Source organism: Streptomyces piniterrae, from assembly GCF_005048155.1.
Classification (GTDB): Bacteria; Actinomycetota; Actinomycetes; order Streptomycetales; family Streptomycetaceae; genus Streptomyces; species Streptomyces piniterrae.
This window is the reverse complement of sequence record NZ_SUMB01000005.1, coordinates 468,234-483,371: the sequence shown is the minus strand read 5'-3', so window position 1 is coordinate 483,371 and position 15,138 is coordinate 468,234. Positions and strand designations below refer to the sequence as shown.

Annotated in this window: 13 protein-coding genes; 7 read left to right on the top strand and 6 right to left on the bottom strand. The window is 72.5% G+C overall.

What is annotated here, in order from left to right; all coding sequences use genetic code 11:
- Window positions 1-211: 211 nt before the first annotated feature.
- From FCH28_RS18435 to FCH28_RS18425, 3 genes are all read right to left on the bottom strand, one after another.
- Window positions 212-1,000 (bottom strand): enoyl-CoA hydratase/isomerase family protein, encoded by a 789-nt coding sequence (locus tag FCH28_RS18435; protein ID WP_136741121.1) that lies wholly within the window; start codon window positions 998-1,000, stop codon window positions 212-214.
- Window positions 1,001-1,113: 113 nt separating this feature from the next.
- Window positions 1,114-2,238: an adenylate/guanylate cyclase domain-containing protein gene (locus FCH28_RS18430; RefSeq protein ID WP_136741172.1), complete on the bottom strand. Its 1,125-nt coding sequence runs from the start codon at window positions 2,236-2,238 to the stop codon at window positions 1,114-1,116.
- A gap of 277 nt (window positions 2,239-2,515) precedes the next feature.
- Window positions 2,516-3,463, bottom strand: a complete 948-nt coding sequence (locus FCH28_RS18425) for a biotin--[acetyl-CoA-carboxylase] ligase (RefSeq protein ID WP_136741120.1) — start codon at window positions 3,461-3,463, stop codon at window positions 2,516-2,518.
- 130 nt (window positions 3,464-3,593) lie between these two features.
- On the opposite strand from FCH28_RS18425, the gene FCH28_RS18420 reads away from it, so the two are divergent.
- The 7 genes from FCH28_RS18420 (at window position 3,594) to FCH28_RS18395 (ending at window position 9,665) form a co-directional block, all read left to right on the top strand.
- The gene (locus FCH28_RS18420; RefSeq protein WP_136741119.1) at window positions 3,594-5,177 is read left to right on the top strand and encodes an acyl-CoA carboxylase subunit beta; all 1,584 of its coding nucleotides are present in this window, start codon (window positions 3,594-3,596) and stop codon (window positions 5,175-5,177) included.
- 55 nt (window positions 5,178-5,232) lie between these two features.
- A complete protein-coding gene (locus tag FCH28_RS18415) occupies window positions 5,233-5,442 on the top strand; it encodes an acyl-CoA carboxylase epsilon subunit (RefSeq protein WP_136741118.1) in 210 nt (69 codons plus the stop codon).
- Window positions 5,443-5,574: 132 nt separating this feature from the next.
- Window positions 5,575-5,703 carry a morphogenic membrane protein MmpB gene (mmpB, locus tag FCH28_RS39725; RefSeq protein WP_281289727.1) on the top strand — a complete coding sequence of 43 codons (129 nt, stop codon included), beginning with the start codon at window positions 5,575-5,577 and terminating at the stop codon, window positions 5,701-5,703.
- A 97-nt stretch (window positions 5,704-5,800) separates the two neighbouring features.
- A complete protein-coding gene (locus FCH28_RS18410; protein WP_136741117.1) occupies window positions 5,801-7,285 on the top strand; it encodes a peptidoglycan D,D-transpeptidase FtsI family protein in 1,485 nt (494 codons plus the stop codon).
- A 38-nt stretch (window positions 7,286-7,323) separates the two neighbouring features.
- Complete coding sequence (locus FCH28_RS18405; protein ID WP_425471952.1) at window positions 7,324-7,956, top strand: nucleoside triphosphate pyrophosphatase; 633 nt, start codon at window positions 7,324-7,326, stop codon at window positions 7,954-7,956.
- Window positions 7,957-8,064: 108 nt separating this feature from the next.
- A complete protein-coding gene (locus FCH28_RS18400) occupies window positions 8,065-8,880 on the top strand; it encodes an MOSC domain-containing protein (protein WP_136741115.1) in 816 nt (271 codons plus the stop codon).
- A gap of 206 nt (window positions 8,881-9,086) precedes the next feature.
- Window positions 9,087-9,665: a DJ-1/PfpI family protein gene (locus tag FCH28_RS18395; protein WP_136741114.1), complete on the top strand. Its 579-nt coding sequence runs from the start codon at window positions 9,087-9,089 to the stop codon at window positions 9,663-9,665.
- Window positions 9,666-9,747: 82 nt separating this feature from the next.
- On the opposite strand, the gene FCH28_RS18390 is transcribed toward FCH28_RS18395, so the two are convergent.
- From FCH28_RS18390 to FCH28_RS18380, 3 genes are read right to left on the bottom strand one after another with little or no spacing between them, the layout of a single operon-like run.
- Window positions 9,748-11,853 carry a protein kinase domain-containing protein gene (locus FCH28_RS18390; protein ID WP_136741113.1) on the bottom strand — a complete coding sequence of 702 codons (2,106 nt, stop codon included), beginning with the start codon at window positions 11,851-11,853 and terminating at the stop codon, window positions 9,748-9,750.
- A gap of 31 nt (window positions 11,854-11,884) precedes the next feature.
- Entirely contained in the window at window positions 11,885-14,110 is a 2,226-nt protein-coding gene (locus tag FCH28_RS39720; protein ID WP_136741112.1) for a protein kinase domain-containing protein, read from the bottom strand.
- A gap of 7 nt (window positions 14,111-14,117) precedes the next feature.
- Window positions 14,118-15,050 (bottom strand): protein kinase family protein, encoded by a 933-nt coding sequence (locus tag FCH28_RS18380; protein WP_246102964.1) that lies wholly within the window; start codon window positions 15,048-15,050, stop codon window positions 14,118-14,120.
- Window positions 15,051-15,138: the final 88 nt, after the last annotated feature.

The following is a 15,138-nucleotide window of genomic DNA, read 5'->3' as shown; positions in this document are numbered from 1 at the left end:
CACCACCGACGACGCCTACCTCGCCCGGCTCTCCGCCGCCTGCGACCTGACCGCCTTCCAGCGGTCCGCCGCCGGCCCGGACCACCCGCCGTCCCCGCCGCCGGGGCGGGGGGGGGGGGGGGGGGGGGGGGGGGGGGGGGGGGGGGGGGGCGGCGGCCCCCCCCCCCCTCCCCCCCCCGCAGGGGATGCGAAGGCTCCCCCACCAAGGCCCTCACTCCCCCGGCCAGTCCGGATCCCGCTTCTCGTTGAAGGCGGCGACGCCCTCCGCGCGGTCGCCGGAGAAGGCCACGCTGCGCCAGGCGCCGTCCTCCAGGTCGAGGCCCGTTCGCAGGTCGAGGCCGTGGCCGAGGCGCATGGCGCGCTTGGCGGCGCGCAGGCCGACCGGGGAGTTGCGGGCGATCCGGGCCGCCAGGGCCAGCGCTTCGGTCCGGTCCTCGCCGTCCGCCGCCAGCTGGTCGACCAGCCCCAGCTCGGCGGCCTCGGCGGCCGGGACGCGGCGGGCGGTGAAGACCAGCTCCGCCGCCCTGGCCGCGCCGACCCGGCGCGGCAGCAGCTGGGTGCCCCCGCCGCCGGGGATGACGCCCACCGACACCTCCGGCAGTCCGACCACCGCGGTGCCGTCCGCGACGATCAGATCGCAGGCCAGTGCCAGCTCGAAGCCGCCGCCCAGCGCGAAGCCGTGCACCGCGGCGATGGTGGGCATCGGCAGCTCCAGTACGCCGGTGTACGCGGCGCGGGTGTGCGGGCGCTGGCGCATCAGGTCCGCGTCGGTGAAGGAATTGCGTTCCTTGAGGTCGGCGCCCACGCAGAACGCCCGCTCGTGGGTGGAGCTGAGCACCACGGCGCGGACGGAGCGGTCGGCGGCGAGCTCCGCGCACGCCTGTGACAAGCCGTCGGCCAGCGCCGTGGACACCGCGTTCATGGCCTTGGGCCGGTCCAGGACCAGCTCCGCCACGAAGCCGTGCCGGTCCACGCCGACGAATTCACCGAACCGTTCCATGCGGCCCTCCCGGTTAACGATCGTTGACCTGCCTGAACGGGATCATCGCAGGTGTGCGGGATTCACGACAGAAGGGGGTCCGGGAGGGTGCGGGAAGTGGGCGCCCGGCCCGCTCAGCCGCGTCGGCTCAGCAGCCAGGGCTCGATCACCCCGAGGCCGCGCACCGGCCGCTGCCACATCGGCTGGAGTGCGAAGCGGTACGACGGGGGCGGGCCGCCGGTGCCCTCCTCGGCGGCCTTCTCCGCGGCCGCGGCCTCCGCCTCGGAGACCGGTGCGTCCCCGGTGCGCCCCAGCTCCTCCGCGAACGCCTGGTCCACCAGGACGGTGTCCTTCGGGGCTATCGACGTGAGCCGGCTGGCGAGGTTGACGGTGGTGCCGAAGACATCGCCCATGCGGGTCGTGACCGTGCCGAACGCGATGCCCACGCGCAGCTCCGGCATCGTCTCGTCGTGGGTCATCGTCTCGATCAGGCGCAGCCCGATCTCCGACGCGATGCCGGCGTCGTCGGCCGAGAAGAGGACCTCGTCGCCGAGGGTCTTGATCAGCCGGCCGCCGTGCGCGGCGACCAGGTCGGCGGCGGTGGTCTCGAACGCCTCGACCAGCTCGCCCAGTTCCTCCTCCTCCAGGCGGCGGGTCAGCCGGGTGAAGCCCACCAGGTCGGCGAAGCCGACGGCGAGCCGGCGGTTGACCATCTCGGCGTCGTCCTGGGCCTGCACGACCCGGCCGGTGGCCGCGGCGAGCTGCCGCCGCCAGACGTAGATCAGGAACTCCTCCAGCTCGGGGAGGAGCAGCTCGACGAGCGGATAGGTGATCTCGGTACGCGTCAGACCGGAGTCCTGAGGCTCGGTCAGACCCTCCAGGAACGAGTCGATCTGCCAGTCGGCGAGGCGGGCGGTGGTCTGCCCGGTGGAGCGGGCGACCTGGATGGCCATCGCCTCGCTCAGCAGGCCCGCCTCGACGAGGCCGGCGAGGCGGCGCAGCGCCAGCACGTCCGCCTCGGTGAGCGCCTTGACCTGGCCGATGTCGGCGAAGCCCATGGCGCGCCAGAAGCGGGCCGCGAGATCCATCGAGACGCCGGCACTGCGGGCCGCCTGGAACGGCGTGTAGCGGCGGTCGGCGCCGAGGATGAGTTGTTCGAGCCGGATGGCGATGCTGTTGTCGTCGCCGTCCTCCGCGACCCCCGCGGGGTCGCCGGTGGTGGGGACGACGTCGGCGGCACCGCTGTCCGTGTCCGCCATGTCCGTGCCCGTGTCGCGTGGGGCAGCGCCCGAGTCGTCCGCGGTCACCGGCCGCTCCCTGTCCGATCCCTGCGCACTGCCCTTCCGATCACTGCTCGCCCATGGCCCGCTCCCTGGCGGACCGGCCTCAACGATACGGCAGGTGTGCTCTGGCTCACTCTCACATGTCGGCTCTGACCACGGAAGAGGTCTTGGCGTTCGCCCAGGCGCGGCGGGGCGCGCACGGTCGCGGGGCCGTCCGGCCCCGCCCTGGCGCTGCCCCCGCGGCCCGGCCCCGCTACCCGGCCCCGTTGCCCGCGGCGGGCTTCCCGTTGTCCGCGGCCCGCAGATGCACGATGTCTCCGGCCGCGATCGGCCGCCGGCCGCCGTCGGAGGTCGCCAGCACGAGCCGGCCGTCGCCGTCGACGGCCACCGCCTCGCCGAGGATCTCCGTGTCTCCGGGGAGTTCGGCGCGTACCGAGCGGCCGAGCGTGGCGCAGCCCGCCGCGTACGCCTCCTGGACCCGGCTCGCCGCGGGGTCGCCCTGGGCGGTCTGCCACTCGCCGTACCAGTGGTCGAGGGAGCGGAGGACGGCGCGGAGCAGGATCTCGCGGTCGGTGCTGCGCGCGCCGGCCAGCGCGAGCGAGCCCGCGGTGGGCACCGGGAGTTCGTCGTCGCCGAGCGAGACGTTGAGGCCGATGCCGATCACCACTCCGTCACCGGCCCGCTCGGCGAGGATGCCACCGGCCTTGCGCTCCGCGCCGCCCACCGTCACCAGCAGGTCGTTGGGCCACTTCAGGGCGGTGTCGATGCCCGCTTCGCGGGACAGCGCGGTGGCGGTGGCGACGCCGGTGAGCAGCGGCAACCAGCCCCAGCGGGTCATCGGGACGCGGGGGGTGAGGTAGACGGAGAAGAACAGGCCGGAGCGGGGCGGCGCCGACCAGCGGCGGTCGAGGCGGCCGCGGCCTGCCGACTGTTCCTCGGCGACGAGGACGGCGCCTTCGGCGACCGTCCCCTCGGTGGCCCGCTTCGCGAGGTCGGTGTTGGTGGAGCCGGTCGAGTCGACGACGTCGAGGGTGGTCCACAGCGATCCGGGGCGCACCAGGGCACGGCGCAGTGACTGTGCGTTGAGCGGTGGCCGCTCCAGGTCGGCCCAGCGGCCGGCGCCGCGTCCCTCGGTGCGGACCTCGTCGCCCGCGTCTCTGCCCGGGTTTTTGTCCCGGTTTTCTGGTGGTTGAGGCGTCATGGGACCAGCCTAGGTGTGGTCAACGACGCAGTGCCGCAGAGCAGTCCCGCCGATACGCTACGAAGCGGTAGCCAACCCGTACCACCCTCAGTACGAGCACCAGTCCAGGACGAGCAGGAGCCGCATCCCGATGTCCGAGCCAAACATCCACACCACCGCGGGCAAGCTTGCGGACCTGCAGCGGCGGGTCGACGAAGCCACCCACGCAGGTTCCGCCCGTGCGGTGGAAAAGCAGCACGCCAAGGGCAAGTTGACGGCGCGTGAGCGCATCGAGCTGCTGCTCGACGCGGGCTCCTTCGTCGAGCTGGACGAGCTTGCGCGGCATCGCTCGACCGACTTCGGCATGGAGCAGAACCGGCCGTACGGCGACGGAGTGGTCACCGGCTACGGGACGGTCGACGGCCGCCCGGTGGCGGTCTTCTCCCAGGACTTCACGGTCTTCGGCGGCGCGCTCGGCGGTGTGTTCGGCGAGAAGATCGTCAAGGTCATGGACTTCGCGCTGAAGAACGGCTGCCCGGTCATCGGCATCAACGACTCCGGCGGCGCCCGCATCCAGGAGGGCGTGGTCTCGCTGGGCGCGTACGGCGAGATCTTCCGCCGCAACACGCACGCCTCCGGTGTGATCCCGCAGATCTCGCTGATCGTCGGCCCGTGTGCGGGCGGCGCGGTCTACTCCCCCGCCATCACCGACTTCACGGTCATGGTCGACCAGACCTCGCACATGTTCATCACCGGGCCCGACGTCATCAAGACCGTCACCGGCGAGGACGTCGGCTTCGAGGAGCTGGGCGGCGCCCGTACGCACAACACCACCTCGGGTGTGGCGCACCACATGGCGGGCGACGAGAAGGACGCCATCGAGTACGTCAAGGCGCTGCTGTCCTACCTGCCGTCCAACAACCTCTCCGAGCCGCCGTCCTTCCCCGAGGAGGCCGATCTGGAGACCTCGGACCACGACCGCGAGCTGGACGTCCTGATCCCGGACTCCGCGAACCAGCCGTATGACATGCACACCGCGATCGAGCATGTGCTGGACGACGGCGAGTTCCTGGAGACCCAGGCACTGTTCGCGCCGAACATCATCACCGGCTACGGCCGGGTCGAGGGCCACTCGGTCGGCATCGTCGCCAACCAGCCGATGCAGTTCGCCGGCATCCTCGACATCAAGGCGTCCGAGAAGGCCGCGCGCTTCGTCCGCACCTGCGACGCGTACAACATCCCGGTGCTGACGTTCGTGGACGTCCCGGGCTTCCTGCCGGGCACGGACCAGGAGTACGACGGCATCATCCGGCGCGGGGCGAAGCTGATCTACGCCTACGCGGAGGCGACGGTCCCGCTGATCACCGTGATCACCCGCAAGGCCTTCGGCGGCGCGTACGACGTCATGGGCTCCAAGCACCTGGGCGCGGACCTCAACCTCGCCTGGCCGACCGCGCAGATCGCCGTCATGGGCGCACAGGGCGCGGTCAACATCCTGCACCGCCGCACGCTCGCCGCGATCGAGGACCCGGCTGCGCAGGAGACCAGGCGGCAGGAGCTGATCCAGGAGTACGAGGACACCCTGCTGAACCCGTACATCGCGGCCGAGCGCGGCTACGTCGACGCGGTGATCATGCCGTCGGAGACCCGCCGCCACATCGTCCGCGGGCTGCGCACGCTGCGCAACAAGCGCGAGGCGCTGCCCCCGAAGAAGCACGGCAACATTCCGCTCTGACCGCCGTATCCCGGCAGCATCCCCGCAGCATCCCCTCTGAGGAGGTCGTTCGCTCATGATCAAGGTCGTACGGGGCAATCCGACCCCGGAGGAGCTGGCCGCCGCACTGGCGGTGGTGCAGGCCCGAGCGGCCGCCGCCGCTGCCGCCGCGCCGGGCGGAGCCGAACGCGGCAACGAGTGGTCGGACCCGGCGTCCACGGTTCCGGCCCGCCGGGTGCCGCACCCGGGCCCGCGCGCCTGGCGTACCAGCTACTGGCCGCACTGATCGCCGCCCTCCGGCCCAGGTCCGGGCCGGGAGGCCGGATCCGTGCACAGTGCACGGACTAGTTATTTCGCGCCGTGGCGCCTGAGTACGCGTACTCAGGCGCCACGGCCGCGACGGGCGCAGGATCGAGGGATGCTCTGGTCCGACCCGCCCGACGAACCGCCCGAGGAGCTGCGCGAAGCGCAGGCCAAACTCCGTCGGATGGGCGTGGTGCTCGCCGTGGCCGTGATGCTGCTGACGTTCCTGCTCGTGGTGAGATGACCCACCCAGCGCAACCACACCGCCCGGAAACTCATCTTTCACTCTCGAAGAGCGCAATTCGGGCGCGGGCCGCGGGCTCGCGGGGAGTGGGAGTGCGATGAACAGGCCGCTGAGGCATATAGCCGTCTTCTGCGGGGTGCTGATCCTCGCCCTGCTGCTCCGCGCGACCTGGGTCCAGTTCGTCCAGGGCGAGGAGCTCGCCAACGACCCCCACAACCGCCGCGTCAAGATCGAGGCGTTCTCCTACCCGCGCGGCAACATCATCGTCGACGGCCAGCCGATCACCGGCTCCGTGGCGACCTCCGGCGACTTCAAGTACAAGCGGACGTACAAGAACGGACCGATGTACGCACCGGTCACCGGCTTCGCCTCGCAGGGCATCGGGTCCAACTTCCTCGAGGGCATCTACAACAAGCTGCTCTCCGGGAAGGACGACCGGCTGGCCCTCAAGCGCGCCCAGGACATCCTCACCGGCGAGAAGCCGCGCGGCGCCGATGTCGTCACCACCATCAACCCCAAGGCCCAGCAGGCCGCCTACAAGGCCCTGACCGACCTCGACGCCAAGGGCGCGGTGGTCGCCCTCGACCCCCGCAACGGCAATGTCCTCGCGCTGGCCTCCACGCCGTCGTACGACCCGTCCTCCTTCGCCGGCATCTCCGACGGCGACAAGTTCACCGCGCTCGACAAGGACAAGAACAAGCCGCTGAGCAACCGCGCGCTGCGCGAGACCTACCCGCCCGGCTCCACCTTCAAGATCCTCACCGCCGCGGCGGCCCTGGAGCACGGCGTGATCAGCGACATCGACGCCAAGACCGACGCCCCCGCCCCGTACCAGCTGCCGCTGAGCTCCATGAAGGTCGGCAACGACGTGAAGGGCGCCCCCTGCGCGAACGCGTCCCTCAAGACCGGCATGCAGTGGTCCTGCAACAACGTCTTCCTCGACACCGCGCTGAAGGTCGGCAAGGACAAGATGCGGGAGACCGCCCAGAAGTTCGGCTTCAACTCCGACATCTACGACGAGGACTTCGGCGACCTGAAGGCCAGCAAGAGCCTCTACCCCGAGAAGCTCGACAAGCCGCAGACCGCGATGACCGGCATGGGGCAGGGCAGCCTGACCAGCACCCCGATGCAGATGGCGATGGTCGTCTCGGCGCTCGCCAACGACGGCAAGCTGATGATGCCGCACCTCGTCGACGAGCTGCGCGGACCCGACCTGTCGACGATCCAGAAGTTCGAGCCGAAGGAGATGTCCCAGGCCGTCTCCGCGGACACCGCGAAGAAGGTGCAGGAGATGATGGAGTACACCGTCAACGAGGGCACCGCCTCCAAGGCCAAGATCGACGGCTGGACCGTCGGCGGCAAGACCGGCACCGCCCAGCACGGTGTCGACGTCAACGACGAGCGTCCCTACGCCTGGTTCGTCTCCTACGCCAAGCAGAGCGACGGCACCTCCCCCGTCGCGGTCGCCGTGTTCGTCGACCCCAAGGACATGGACATCGACCGCTCCGAGATCGCCGGCGGCAAGCTCGGCGGCCCGATCGCGAAGAAGGTCATGGAGGCCGTGCTGAACAAGGCGGGCTGAACCCGGCCGGTGCCGGTCCGTCCGGCGCCCTCCGTACGATGGCGCCCATGACCGAAGAGCAGTCCGCGCCCGCCCGCCCCCGCCGTCTCGTCCTCGCCTCCCAGTCCCCCGCCCGTCTGGCCCTGCTGCGCCAGGCCGGACTCGCGCCGGAGGTCGTCATAAGCGGTGTCGACGAGGACGCGGTCACCGCCCCGACCCCCGGCGAGCTGGCCCGCGTCCTGGCCGAGCACAAGGCGGCCGCGGTCGCCGCACGCGCCGAGGCCGCGGACGCGCTCGTCGTCGGCTGCGACTCGGTCCTGGAGCTGGACGGCCGGGCGCTCGGCAAGCCCGCCGACGCCGAGGACGCCACCGCCCGCTGGAAGTCCATGCGCGGCCGCTCCGGCGTCCTGCAGACCGGCCACTGCGTCATCGACACCCGCGACGGCCGCCAGGTCTCCGCCACCGCCTCCACCACCGTCCGCTTCGGCGAGCCCAGCGACGCCGAGATCGCCGCCTACGTCGAGAGCGGCGAGCCCCTCTTCGTCGCCGGCGCCTTCACCCTCGACGGCCGCTCCGCCCCCTTCATCGACGGCATCGACGGCGACCCCGGCAACGTCATCGGTCTGTCCCTGCCGCTGCTCCGCCGCCTCCTCGCCGACCTGGACGTGGCGATCACCGATCTGTGGACCTGAGCGCGTCAGAACCGCTCCGCCCGGTGGCCCACGGCATGTGACGAACGGCTCAACCGCCGTGCGCACCAGGCGTGTTGCACGGCATGAGCCCGCCCATACAGTGATCACATGCCAACAGTCGTCGAACTGATCACCTATCCCGTCAAAGGGTGCGCCGGGGTCCCGATGGCCGAGGCCGAACTCACCCCGGCCGGCCTGCCGCACGACCGCGGCTTCATGGTGGTCGACGGCCGGGGCGGCTACCGCAGCCAGCGCAAGGACCCCCGGCTGGCGGTCGTACGGCCCGAGGTCAGCCCCGACGGCACCCGACTCACCCTGCGCGCGCCGGGAGTCGACCCGGTACGCATCGACGTGGACACCACCTCGCCCCGCAGGGACGTCACCCTGTTCGGTGTGCCGTACCGCGGCATCGACCAGGGCGAGACGGCCGCCGGCTGGCTGTCCGAGACGCTCGGCACCGACTGCCGGCTGGTGCGGGTGCCCCCGGAGCACGACCGGGTGGCCGACGGCCTCTTCCCGGGCACCTCCGGCTACGCCGACAGCAGCCCGCTGCACCTCCTCTCCCGCGCCACTCTCGACGACCTCAACGAGCGCTTCGCCGCGGCCGGCAAGCCCCCACTGCCGATGAGCCGGTTCCGGCCGAACATCGTGGTGGACGGGTGGCCCGAGCCGCATGTGGAGGACCGGGTGCGGCGGGCCGAGGTGGGCGGCGCCGAGCTGGGCTTCGCCAAGCTGGCCATCCGCTGCGCGGTCACCATGGTCGACCAGGAGACCGGCGCCAAGGCCGGTCCTGAGCCGCTGCGGATGTTCGCCGCGTACCGGCGGGTGCCGGAGGGCGGTGTGGCGTTCGGCTCGAAGTACTCCGTGGTGCGGACCGGGAAGCTGGCGGTGGGCGACGACCTCACCGTCACGGAATGGGCGTAGGCAGCGGGAGAGGCAGACCTCCGAGTCGTACCCGGTGGGCCTTCCGTTGGCCCTTCCGGTGGATTTTCCGGGAGGGCTGGAATTCGTCCCCGTGTATGCCGGATCGGCGGCGTTCCGCACGCATCGTGGGGGAACCGATTAACCGCTGACCATCGATCGCCGACCGCCGAGGCGTGCGGCGCATCGCCGACCGCGAGGAGTCCACCATGCCCAAGATCCTGATCGTCGCCGGTGACGCCGCCGAGGACCTGGAGTTCTTCTACCCGTACCAGCGGATGCTGGAGGAGGGGTACGAGACCCATGTCGCGGCGCCGTCCCGCAAGAAGCTGCGGTTCGTCACGCATGACTTCGTCGACGGCTACGACACCTACGTCGAGCGCGAGGGCCACTCCTGGCCGTCCGATCTCGCCCTGTCGGAGGTCGACCCGGCCGAGTACGCCGCGCTGATCATTCCCGGCGGCCGGGCTCCCGAGTATCTCCGCAACGACGCCGACTTCCGGCGCATCGCGACGCACTTCTTCGACACCGACAAGCCCGTGGCGCACATCTGCCACGCGGCCATCGCGCTCGCCCCGCTAGGTGTGCTCAAGGGCCGCCGGACCGCCGCGTACGGCGCCTGCGCACCGGACGTGGAGCTGGGCGGCGGCGTCTTCGTCGACGACTCGGCGGTGGTGGACGGCAACATGGTCTCCGCCCGCGCCTGGCCCGACCAGCCGGCGTGGATGCGGGCGTTCGTGTCCTTGCTGCGGGAGAAGGCGCCGGCGGAGGCGCCAGTGGTGGGCTGACCGCCGAGGCCGAGGGCGAGGGGGCTCCCCGGGGTGTGTGGGCGCTGAGTCGCCACGAACCCGCACGCCCCGGGGGAGCCGTTCAGAACACCGGGAGGGCGTAGAGCGATCGGCCGTTCATGATGAAGACCCGGTTGCCGTCGGCGACCAGCCAGCGGCGGTCGACCTCGGGGAGCTTGTACTCCCAGACGATGTAGCCGGTCCGCTGGTCCACCGCGGTGACCTGGTTCCAGATGTCCTCGTCGATGAACCAGACGCCGTTTCCCTGGACGAGCACCGGGCGGTCGAGGTCGGCCGTCCCCCGGCACTCGAAGATCTTGCTGCCGTCGCTGCCCTTGATCTTGCGGGCCCAGTTGCCGTGGGTGGCGTAGAGGGTGCCGTCGTCGTAGGCGGTCGCCGGGCCCCAGTCCTCGTGCTTGTGCCATGCCGGGTCCTTCGCCTCGACCGTCCACAGCTCCTTGCCGTCGCCGATCCGGCGGGCGGTGAGGGTCCTGCCGTGGAGGTAGACCGTGGTGCCGTGGACGGCCGGGCGGATCGGGGCGTCCCACTGCTTCCGGACGTCCCACACGTGGTGGCCGTCGGCGGTGTCGACGGCCAGGACGTTGCCGTCCTCGGTCCCGAGGATCAGCCGGCCGTGGGCCGCGACACCCGGCGGGGAGATCCTGCCGCGGAATTCCTTCGCGACCGGCACCGTCCAGCGGATCTTCGCGTCGGAGCGGCCGACGGCACGGAGTCGGCGGTCCTTCGTCAGGAGGTAGACGGAGTCGTCGTCGGCGGCCAGCAGACAGTCCGCGTCGGCGTGGGCGGTCCACCGGGGCTCTCCGGTGGAGGCGACGAAGGTGCGCAGCGTTCCCTTGGTGTCGACGGCCGCGACCAGCCGGTCGGAGAGCGAGAGGTAGCGCCCCTTGCCCCGGATGTCCTTCACCGCCCAACGGCGTTTGCCGTCCACGACGTTGTGCGCCGCTATGCCGCCGCCCCACGCTCCGAACACGATGACGTCCCGTACGGGCAGCGGCGCCGGTGAGTCGTCGGCGAGCGCCTCGACCGGGCCCCACAGCTCCTTGGGCGACCCGCCGACGATGAAGTCGCCGTCGTTGGCGTTCAGTACGTGCGCCTCGGGGGTCTTGACGGCCGGCGGGAAGGCGAACGGGTTGGTCTTCCCGGGTGGCGGCGCGGGCGTACGCGGCCAGAGCGCGACGGCCGCGCCGCCACCCGCCGCGAGGACCACACCGCCCGCGGCCAGGCCGGTGAGCAGCCGACGCCGGGTCAGCCGGCCCTCCGCACCGGGTGTGACCGGCCCGGTCAGCGTGGTCAGCTCATGGACACCGCTCTCCCGCTCCTTGATCGCGGCGGCCACCTGGCCGCGGCGCCAGGCCCGTTCGGCGCCCCTGGGCGGCGCGAAGGCCGCGACGATCTGTGCCGGGGTGGGCCGGGCGGCCGGGTCCTTGGCGAGGCAGGGGGCGATGAGGGGGCGCAGCGCTTCGGGGACGCCGTCCAGGTCCGGCTCGTCGTGGACGACCTTGTACTGGAGGGCGGCGATATGGGTGCCGTCGAAGGCCCGTCTGCCGCTGGCCGCGTACACCAGGACCGCGCCGAGGGAGAAGACGTCGGCGGGGGCGGCGACGCGTCGACCCAGGACCTGTTCGGGTGCTCCGTATCCGGGGGTGACCGGGACCTGTCCGGTGGTGGTGAGGGTGAGGCCGTGCTCGGGGCGGGCGATGCCGAAGTCGATGACGCGGGGGCCGTCCGACGTCAGGACGATGTTCGGGGGCTTCAGATCGCGGTGGATCAGGCCGGTGGCGTGAATGTCCGCCAGGGTGCGGGCGATCGCCGCGGCGAGGGCGCGCAGTCCCGGTTCGTCGAACGGACCGTACGCCTCGACCGCTTCGTCGAGGGTCGGGCCGGCCAGGAACTCGGTGGCGATCCACGGGCGGCCGCCCTCGGTCTGCGCGCCAAGCACCCGCGCCACGCCCTTGCCGGTCACGGCCTGCGCCGCCTGCGCCTCGCGGACGAAGCGCTGGACGAGGTTGGTCTCGCCGGTGAGTTCGGACCGGAGCACCTTGACCGCGGCGACGGTGCCTTCGGCGTCCTGCCCGACGTAGACCTTGCCCATGCCGCCTTCGCCGAGCACGCCGAGCAGGCGGTACGGGCCGAGGCGGAGCGGGTCGCCGGTGCCGAGGGTCTTCATGGGTGGTGGCTTTCTCCGGAGGTCGGCAGGGCTACTGGAGGGGGAAGCCGGCGAGGAAGTGCTCCCCCGACGCCATGATCATCTTGCTCTGCTCGACGGCGGTGAAGCGGTCCCCGTTGGCCTTGTAGAGGTGGACGGTGGTGCGCGAGGCGAGGTCGATCGCCCGCAGCACCCCCTCGCTCTTGCTGTACGTGTACGCGTACCGGGTGCCGATGACGGGGCGGGAGGTCGGCGACGCCTGCGCGCCGTCGCCGCCCTTCTCCGTCCAGCGCGGCATCCCGCCGGCGGCGTCGGTCCCGACGAGACCGAGGCCCTTCTGCACCGCGTAGATCACGCCGTCCTTCAAGGCCGGGGGCCCGTAGCTCTTGCCCGGGGCCGATTCCCACGCCTGGCTGCCGTCGCTCAGGCGCAGCGCCCGCAGCCGTCCCGCGCCCAGGTACAGATGCTTGCCGTCGGCCGTCAGCGGGTGGTGCGCGGCGGTCGGCCCGACGTCCCAGGGCTTGTCCCAGACGACCTTGCCCGTGCGGGTGTCCCGGGCGACGATCCGGACCTTGCCGTCGTTCATCTCCTGCAGGAGCAGCAGGCGGTCGCCGACGACCTTGGCGGCGAGGAAGTGCCACTGGTCGGACTTCGCCGACCGGAACGGCAGCTGCTCGGTCCACGGCCGGCGCGCCGAGGTGAGGTCCACGGCGGTCACGGCCCAGGGGATCTGCCGCTGGTACATCTTGACCTTGCCCTGCGAGATGGCCAGGTAGGCGGTGTCGCCGGCGACCGCCAGCAACTGGCTGTCGATACCGCCGAAGTTCGCGTCGGTGATCTCGGCGAGGTGCTTGCCGGCCTTGCCCGTGGCGAGGTCGACGCGGGCGAGGAACCGGTCGACGTCGCGCGGGATCCCGCTGTCGGGGTCGTCGTAGTGCGCGACCCTGACGTTCTGGTAGAGGCGCTCACCGTCCGAGGCGATCTGCCAGGTGCCGTCGATGTCGGCGGTCCACTCCACCGCCCCGGACGCCGGGTCCATCCGGTAGATCTGGGTGTTGCCCACGACGACGGGCACGCCACCGAGCACGAAGGGGGCATCGGGCGACTCCTCGTCATAGGTGCCGCCGTTCTGGATCTGCCACACCGAGTCCAGCCTTTTCTTCTTCAGCGCGCTGACGCTCGGACCGGGCGTCGGCTTCTCGTACGGCCCCGTCGGCCCCGGCGCGGACTCGCCCCGCCCCAGCCACGCCCAGACACCGGCCCCGGCCCCGGCCACGCCGAGCACCGATCCCGCGCCCGCCATCAGCAGGCCCCGGCGGGTCAGGCCTCGCGCGGCGGGCACGTCGGCGGACGGCACGGTCGCCGGCACGTCGGCCGGGGCGGGCAGCCGCTGCGGTACGACCTGCCAGACCTCGCTCGCCCGCGCGCCGATCAGGGCCAGCACCGCATCCGGCAGATGGTCGGCGAACTCGCCGCCGCCGTCGTGGAGTTGGGCCGCAAGTTCGGCGGTGGCCGGGCGCTCGGCGGGGTCCTTGGACAGGCAGCGGGCCAGGATCGGGACGAGGGCTTCGGGGGTGCCGGTGAGGTCGGGTTCGCCGTAGCGGACCCGGTAGAGCAGGTCCGCCGGCTGTCCGTTGCCGAAGGGGCCACGCCCTGTGGCGGCGAAGACCAGGACGCCGGCGAGCGCGAAGACATCGCCCGCCGGGGTGTGTTCCTGCCCGGTGGCCTGCTCCGGCGACATGAACGCCGGGGTGCCGACCGCGGCGCCGGTGTGGGTGAGGCGGTCGTCGCCGAGGGCGCGGGCGATACCGAAGTCGATGACCTTCGGCCCGTGCGCCGTGACCATGATGTTGGACGGCTTGAGGTCGCGGTGCACGACGTCGGAGCGGTGCAGCTGGCCGAGCGCCCCGCACAGCGCCGCACCCAGGGCGCGTACCGACCGCTCGGGCAGCGGACCGGCCGCCTCGACCGCCTCGTCGAGCGGCGGGCCGAGCACGTACTCGGTGGCCAGCCAGGGGGTTTCGGCGAGCGGGTCGGCGTCGACGACCTGCGCGCCGTACCGGCCGCCGATGACGCGGGCCGCGTCGGACTCCAGACGGAAGCGGGTGCGGAAGGCGGTGTCGGTGGCGATGCGGGAGTGCATCGTCTTGATGGCGAGGGTGCGGCCGCCGGCGGAGCGTGCCAGGTAGACGGTGCCCATACCGCCGCTGCCGAGGCGGGCGAGCAGCCGGTAGGGGCCGAAGCCGGTCGGGTCGTCGTGGGTGAGCGGGAGCGGCATGGGGGCGTCAGTCCTGGCTGGGGGCGGTGGGCGCCGCCGGGATGTCGGCGGCGAGGATCCTGGCCGACTGGTGGGCGAGGGCGGCGATCACCCGGCCTGGCAGCCAGCCGGGGCCGGGAGCCGGCGGGGCGGAGGGGGCGTACGGGACGGAAGGGGCGCCGGCGGGGGCGGGTGCGGGCGCAACCGGGTCGGCCGCCGCCGGCGCGCCGCCCGGACGGAACACCTCCAGCAGCTCGGCCGGCCGCGGACGGGCCGCCGGGTCCCGGGAGAGGCAGCCGCCGATGACGGAACGCAACCCGGCCGGGATCTCCTCCCGTTCGGGGACGGTGTGACCGGTGGCGGCGTAGGCGAGGGTCGCGCCGAGCGCGTAGATGTCCCCCATCGGCTGCGGTGTGCCGCCGGCGGCCTGTTCCGGCGGGAGGCTGCCGGACTCCAGGCCCGGCAGGCCGGAGCGCGGGGTGCCGTCGGCGGCCGCGGCCCGTACCGCGCCGAAGCAGGTGAGACGGGGGCCGTCGGCGGCGAGCAGTACCGCGGCCGGCGACACACCGGCATGGGTCAGGGCCTGTCCGTGCCCGATGACGAGGGTGTCCACGAGGGCCGCGCCGAGCGCCCGGACGGTGTGCTCGGGGAGCGGCCCGCCGTGGACGGTGAGGGCGGCGGGCAGCGGCAGCGCGGGGAGATACGGGCGGGCGTGCCATGGCTCCTCGCCGGGCCCGGCGAGCGCGGCCGCCGGGGACGACCACGGGCCGAGGAGATAGCGGGACGCCCCGGCCTCGGCCAGGAAGCGCCCGGGGTCGGCGCCGGGCAGCGGCACGCTGATCAGGACGGTGCGGTCGCCGTCCGCGCTGCGCGCGATGAAGCGGCTCTCGGGTACGGGGATGCGGGACGCCGCGTCGTCCAGCCCGGATATGACCACGTAGGGGCCAATTCGCCCACCCACCCGCGGAACTGCCCCATCCGGCCCATCTCGCCCATCTCGCCCATCTGGCGCGTGCATACGCGACCAACCCCCGGATCCCCCAGCCGAT

Bases quoted from the DNA above. Each gene is read 5' to 3' on its own strand.
- FCH28_RS18415 (WP_136741118.1), top strand. From the start codon at position 5,233: ATGATCAAGGTCGTACGGGGCAATCCGACCCCGGAGGAGCTGGCCGCC.
- FCH28_RS39720 (WP_136741112.1), bottom strand. From the start codon at position 14,110: ATGCCGCTCCCGCTCACCCACGACGACCCGACCGGCTTCGGCCCCTAC.
- FCH28_RS18425 (WP_136741120.1), bottom strand. From the start codon at position 3,463: ATGACGCCTCAACCACCAGAAAACCGGGACAAAAACCCGGGCAGAGAC.
- FCH28_RS18395 (WP_136741114.1), top strand. From the start codon at position 9,087: ATGCCCAAGATCCTGATCGTCGCCGGTGACGCCGCCGAGGACCTGGAG.
- FCH28_RS18435 (WP_136741121.1), bottom strand. From the start codon at position 1,000: ATGGAACGGTTCGGTGAATTCGTCGGCGTGGACCGGCACGGCTTCGTG.
- FCH28_RS18405 (WP_425471952.1), top strand. From the start codon at position 7,324: ATGGCGCCCATGACCGAAGAGCAGTCCGCGCCCGCCCGCCCCCGCCGT.
- FCH28_RS18390 (WP_136741113.1), bottom strand. From the start codon at position 11,853: ATGAAGACCCTCGGCACCGGCGACCCGCTCCGCCTCGGCCCGTACCGC.
- FCH28_RS18400 (WP_136741115.1), top strand. From the start codon at position 8,065: ATGCCAACAGTCGTCGAACTGATCACCTATCCCGTCAAAGGGTGCGCC.
- FCH28_RS18410 (WP_136741117.1), top strand. From the start codon at position 5,801: ATGAACAGGCCGCTGAGGCATATAGCCGTCTTCTGCGGGGTGCTGATC.
- FCH28_RS18420 (WP_136741119.1), top strand. From the start codon at position 3,594: ATGTCCGAGCCAAACATCCACACCACCGCGGGCAAGCTTGCGGACCTG.
- mmpB (WP_281289727.1), top strand. From the start codon at position 5,575: ATGCTCTGGTCCGACCCGCCCGACGAACCGCCCGAGGAGCTGCGCGAA.
- FCH28_RS18430 (WP_136741172.1), bottom strand. From the start codon at position 2,238: ATGGCGGACACGGACAGCGGTGCCGCCGACGTCGTCCCCACCACCGGC.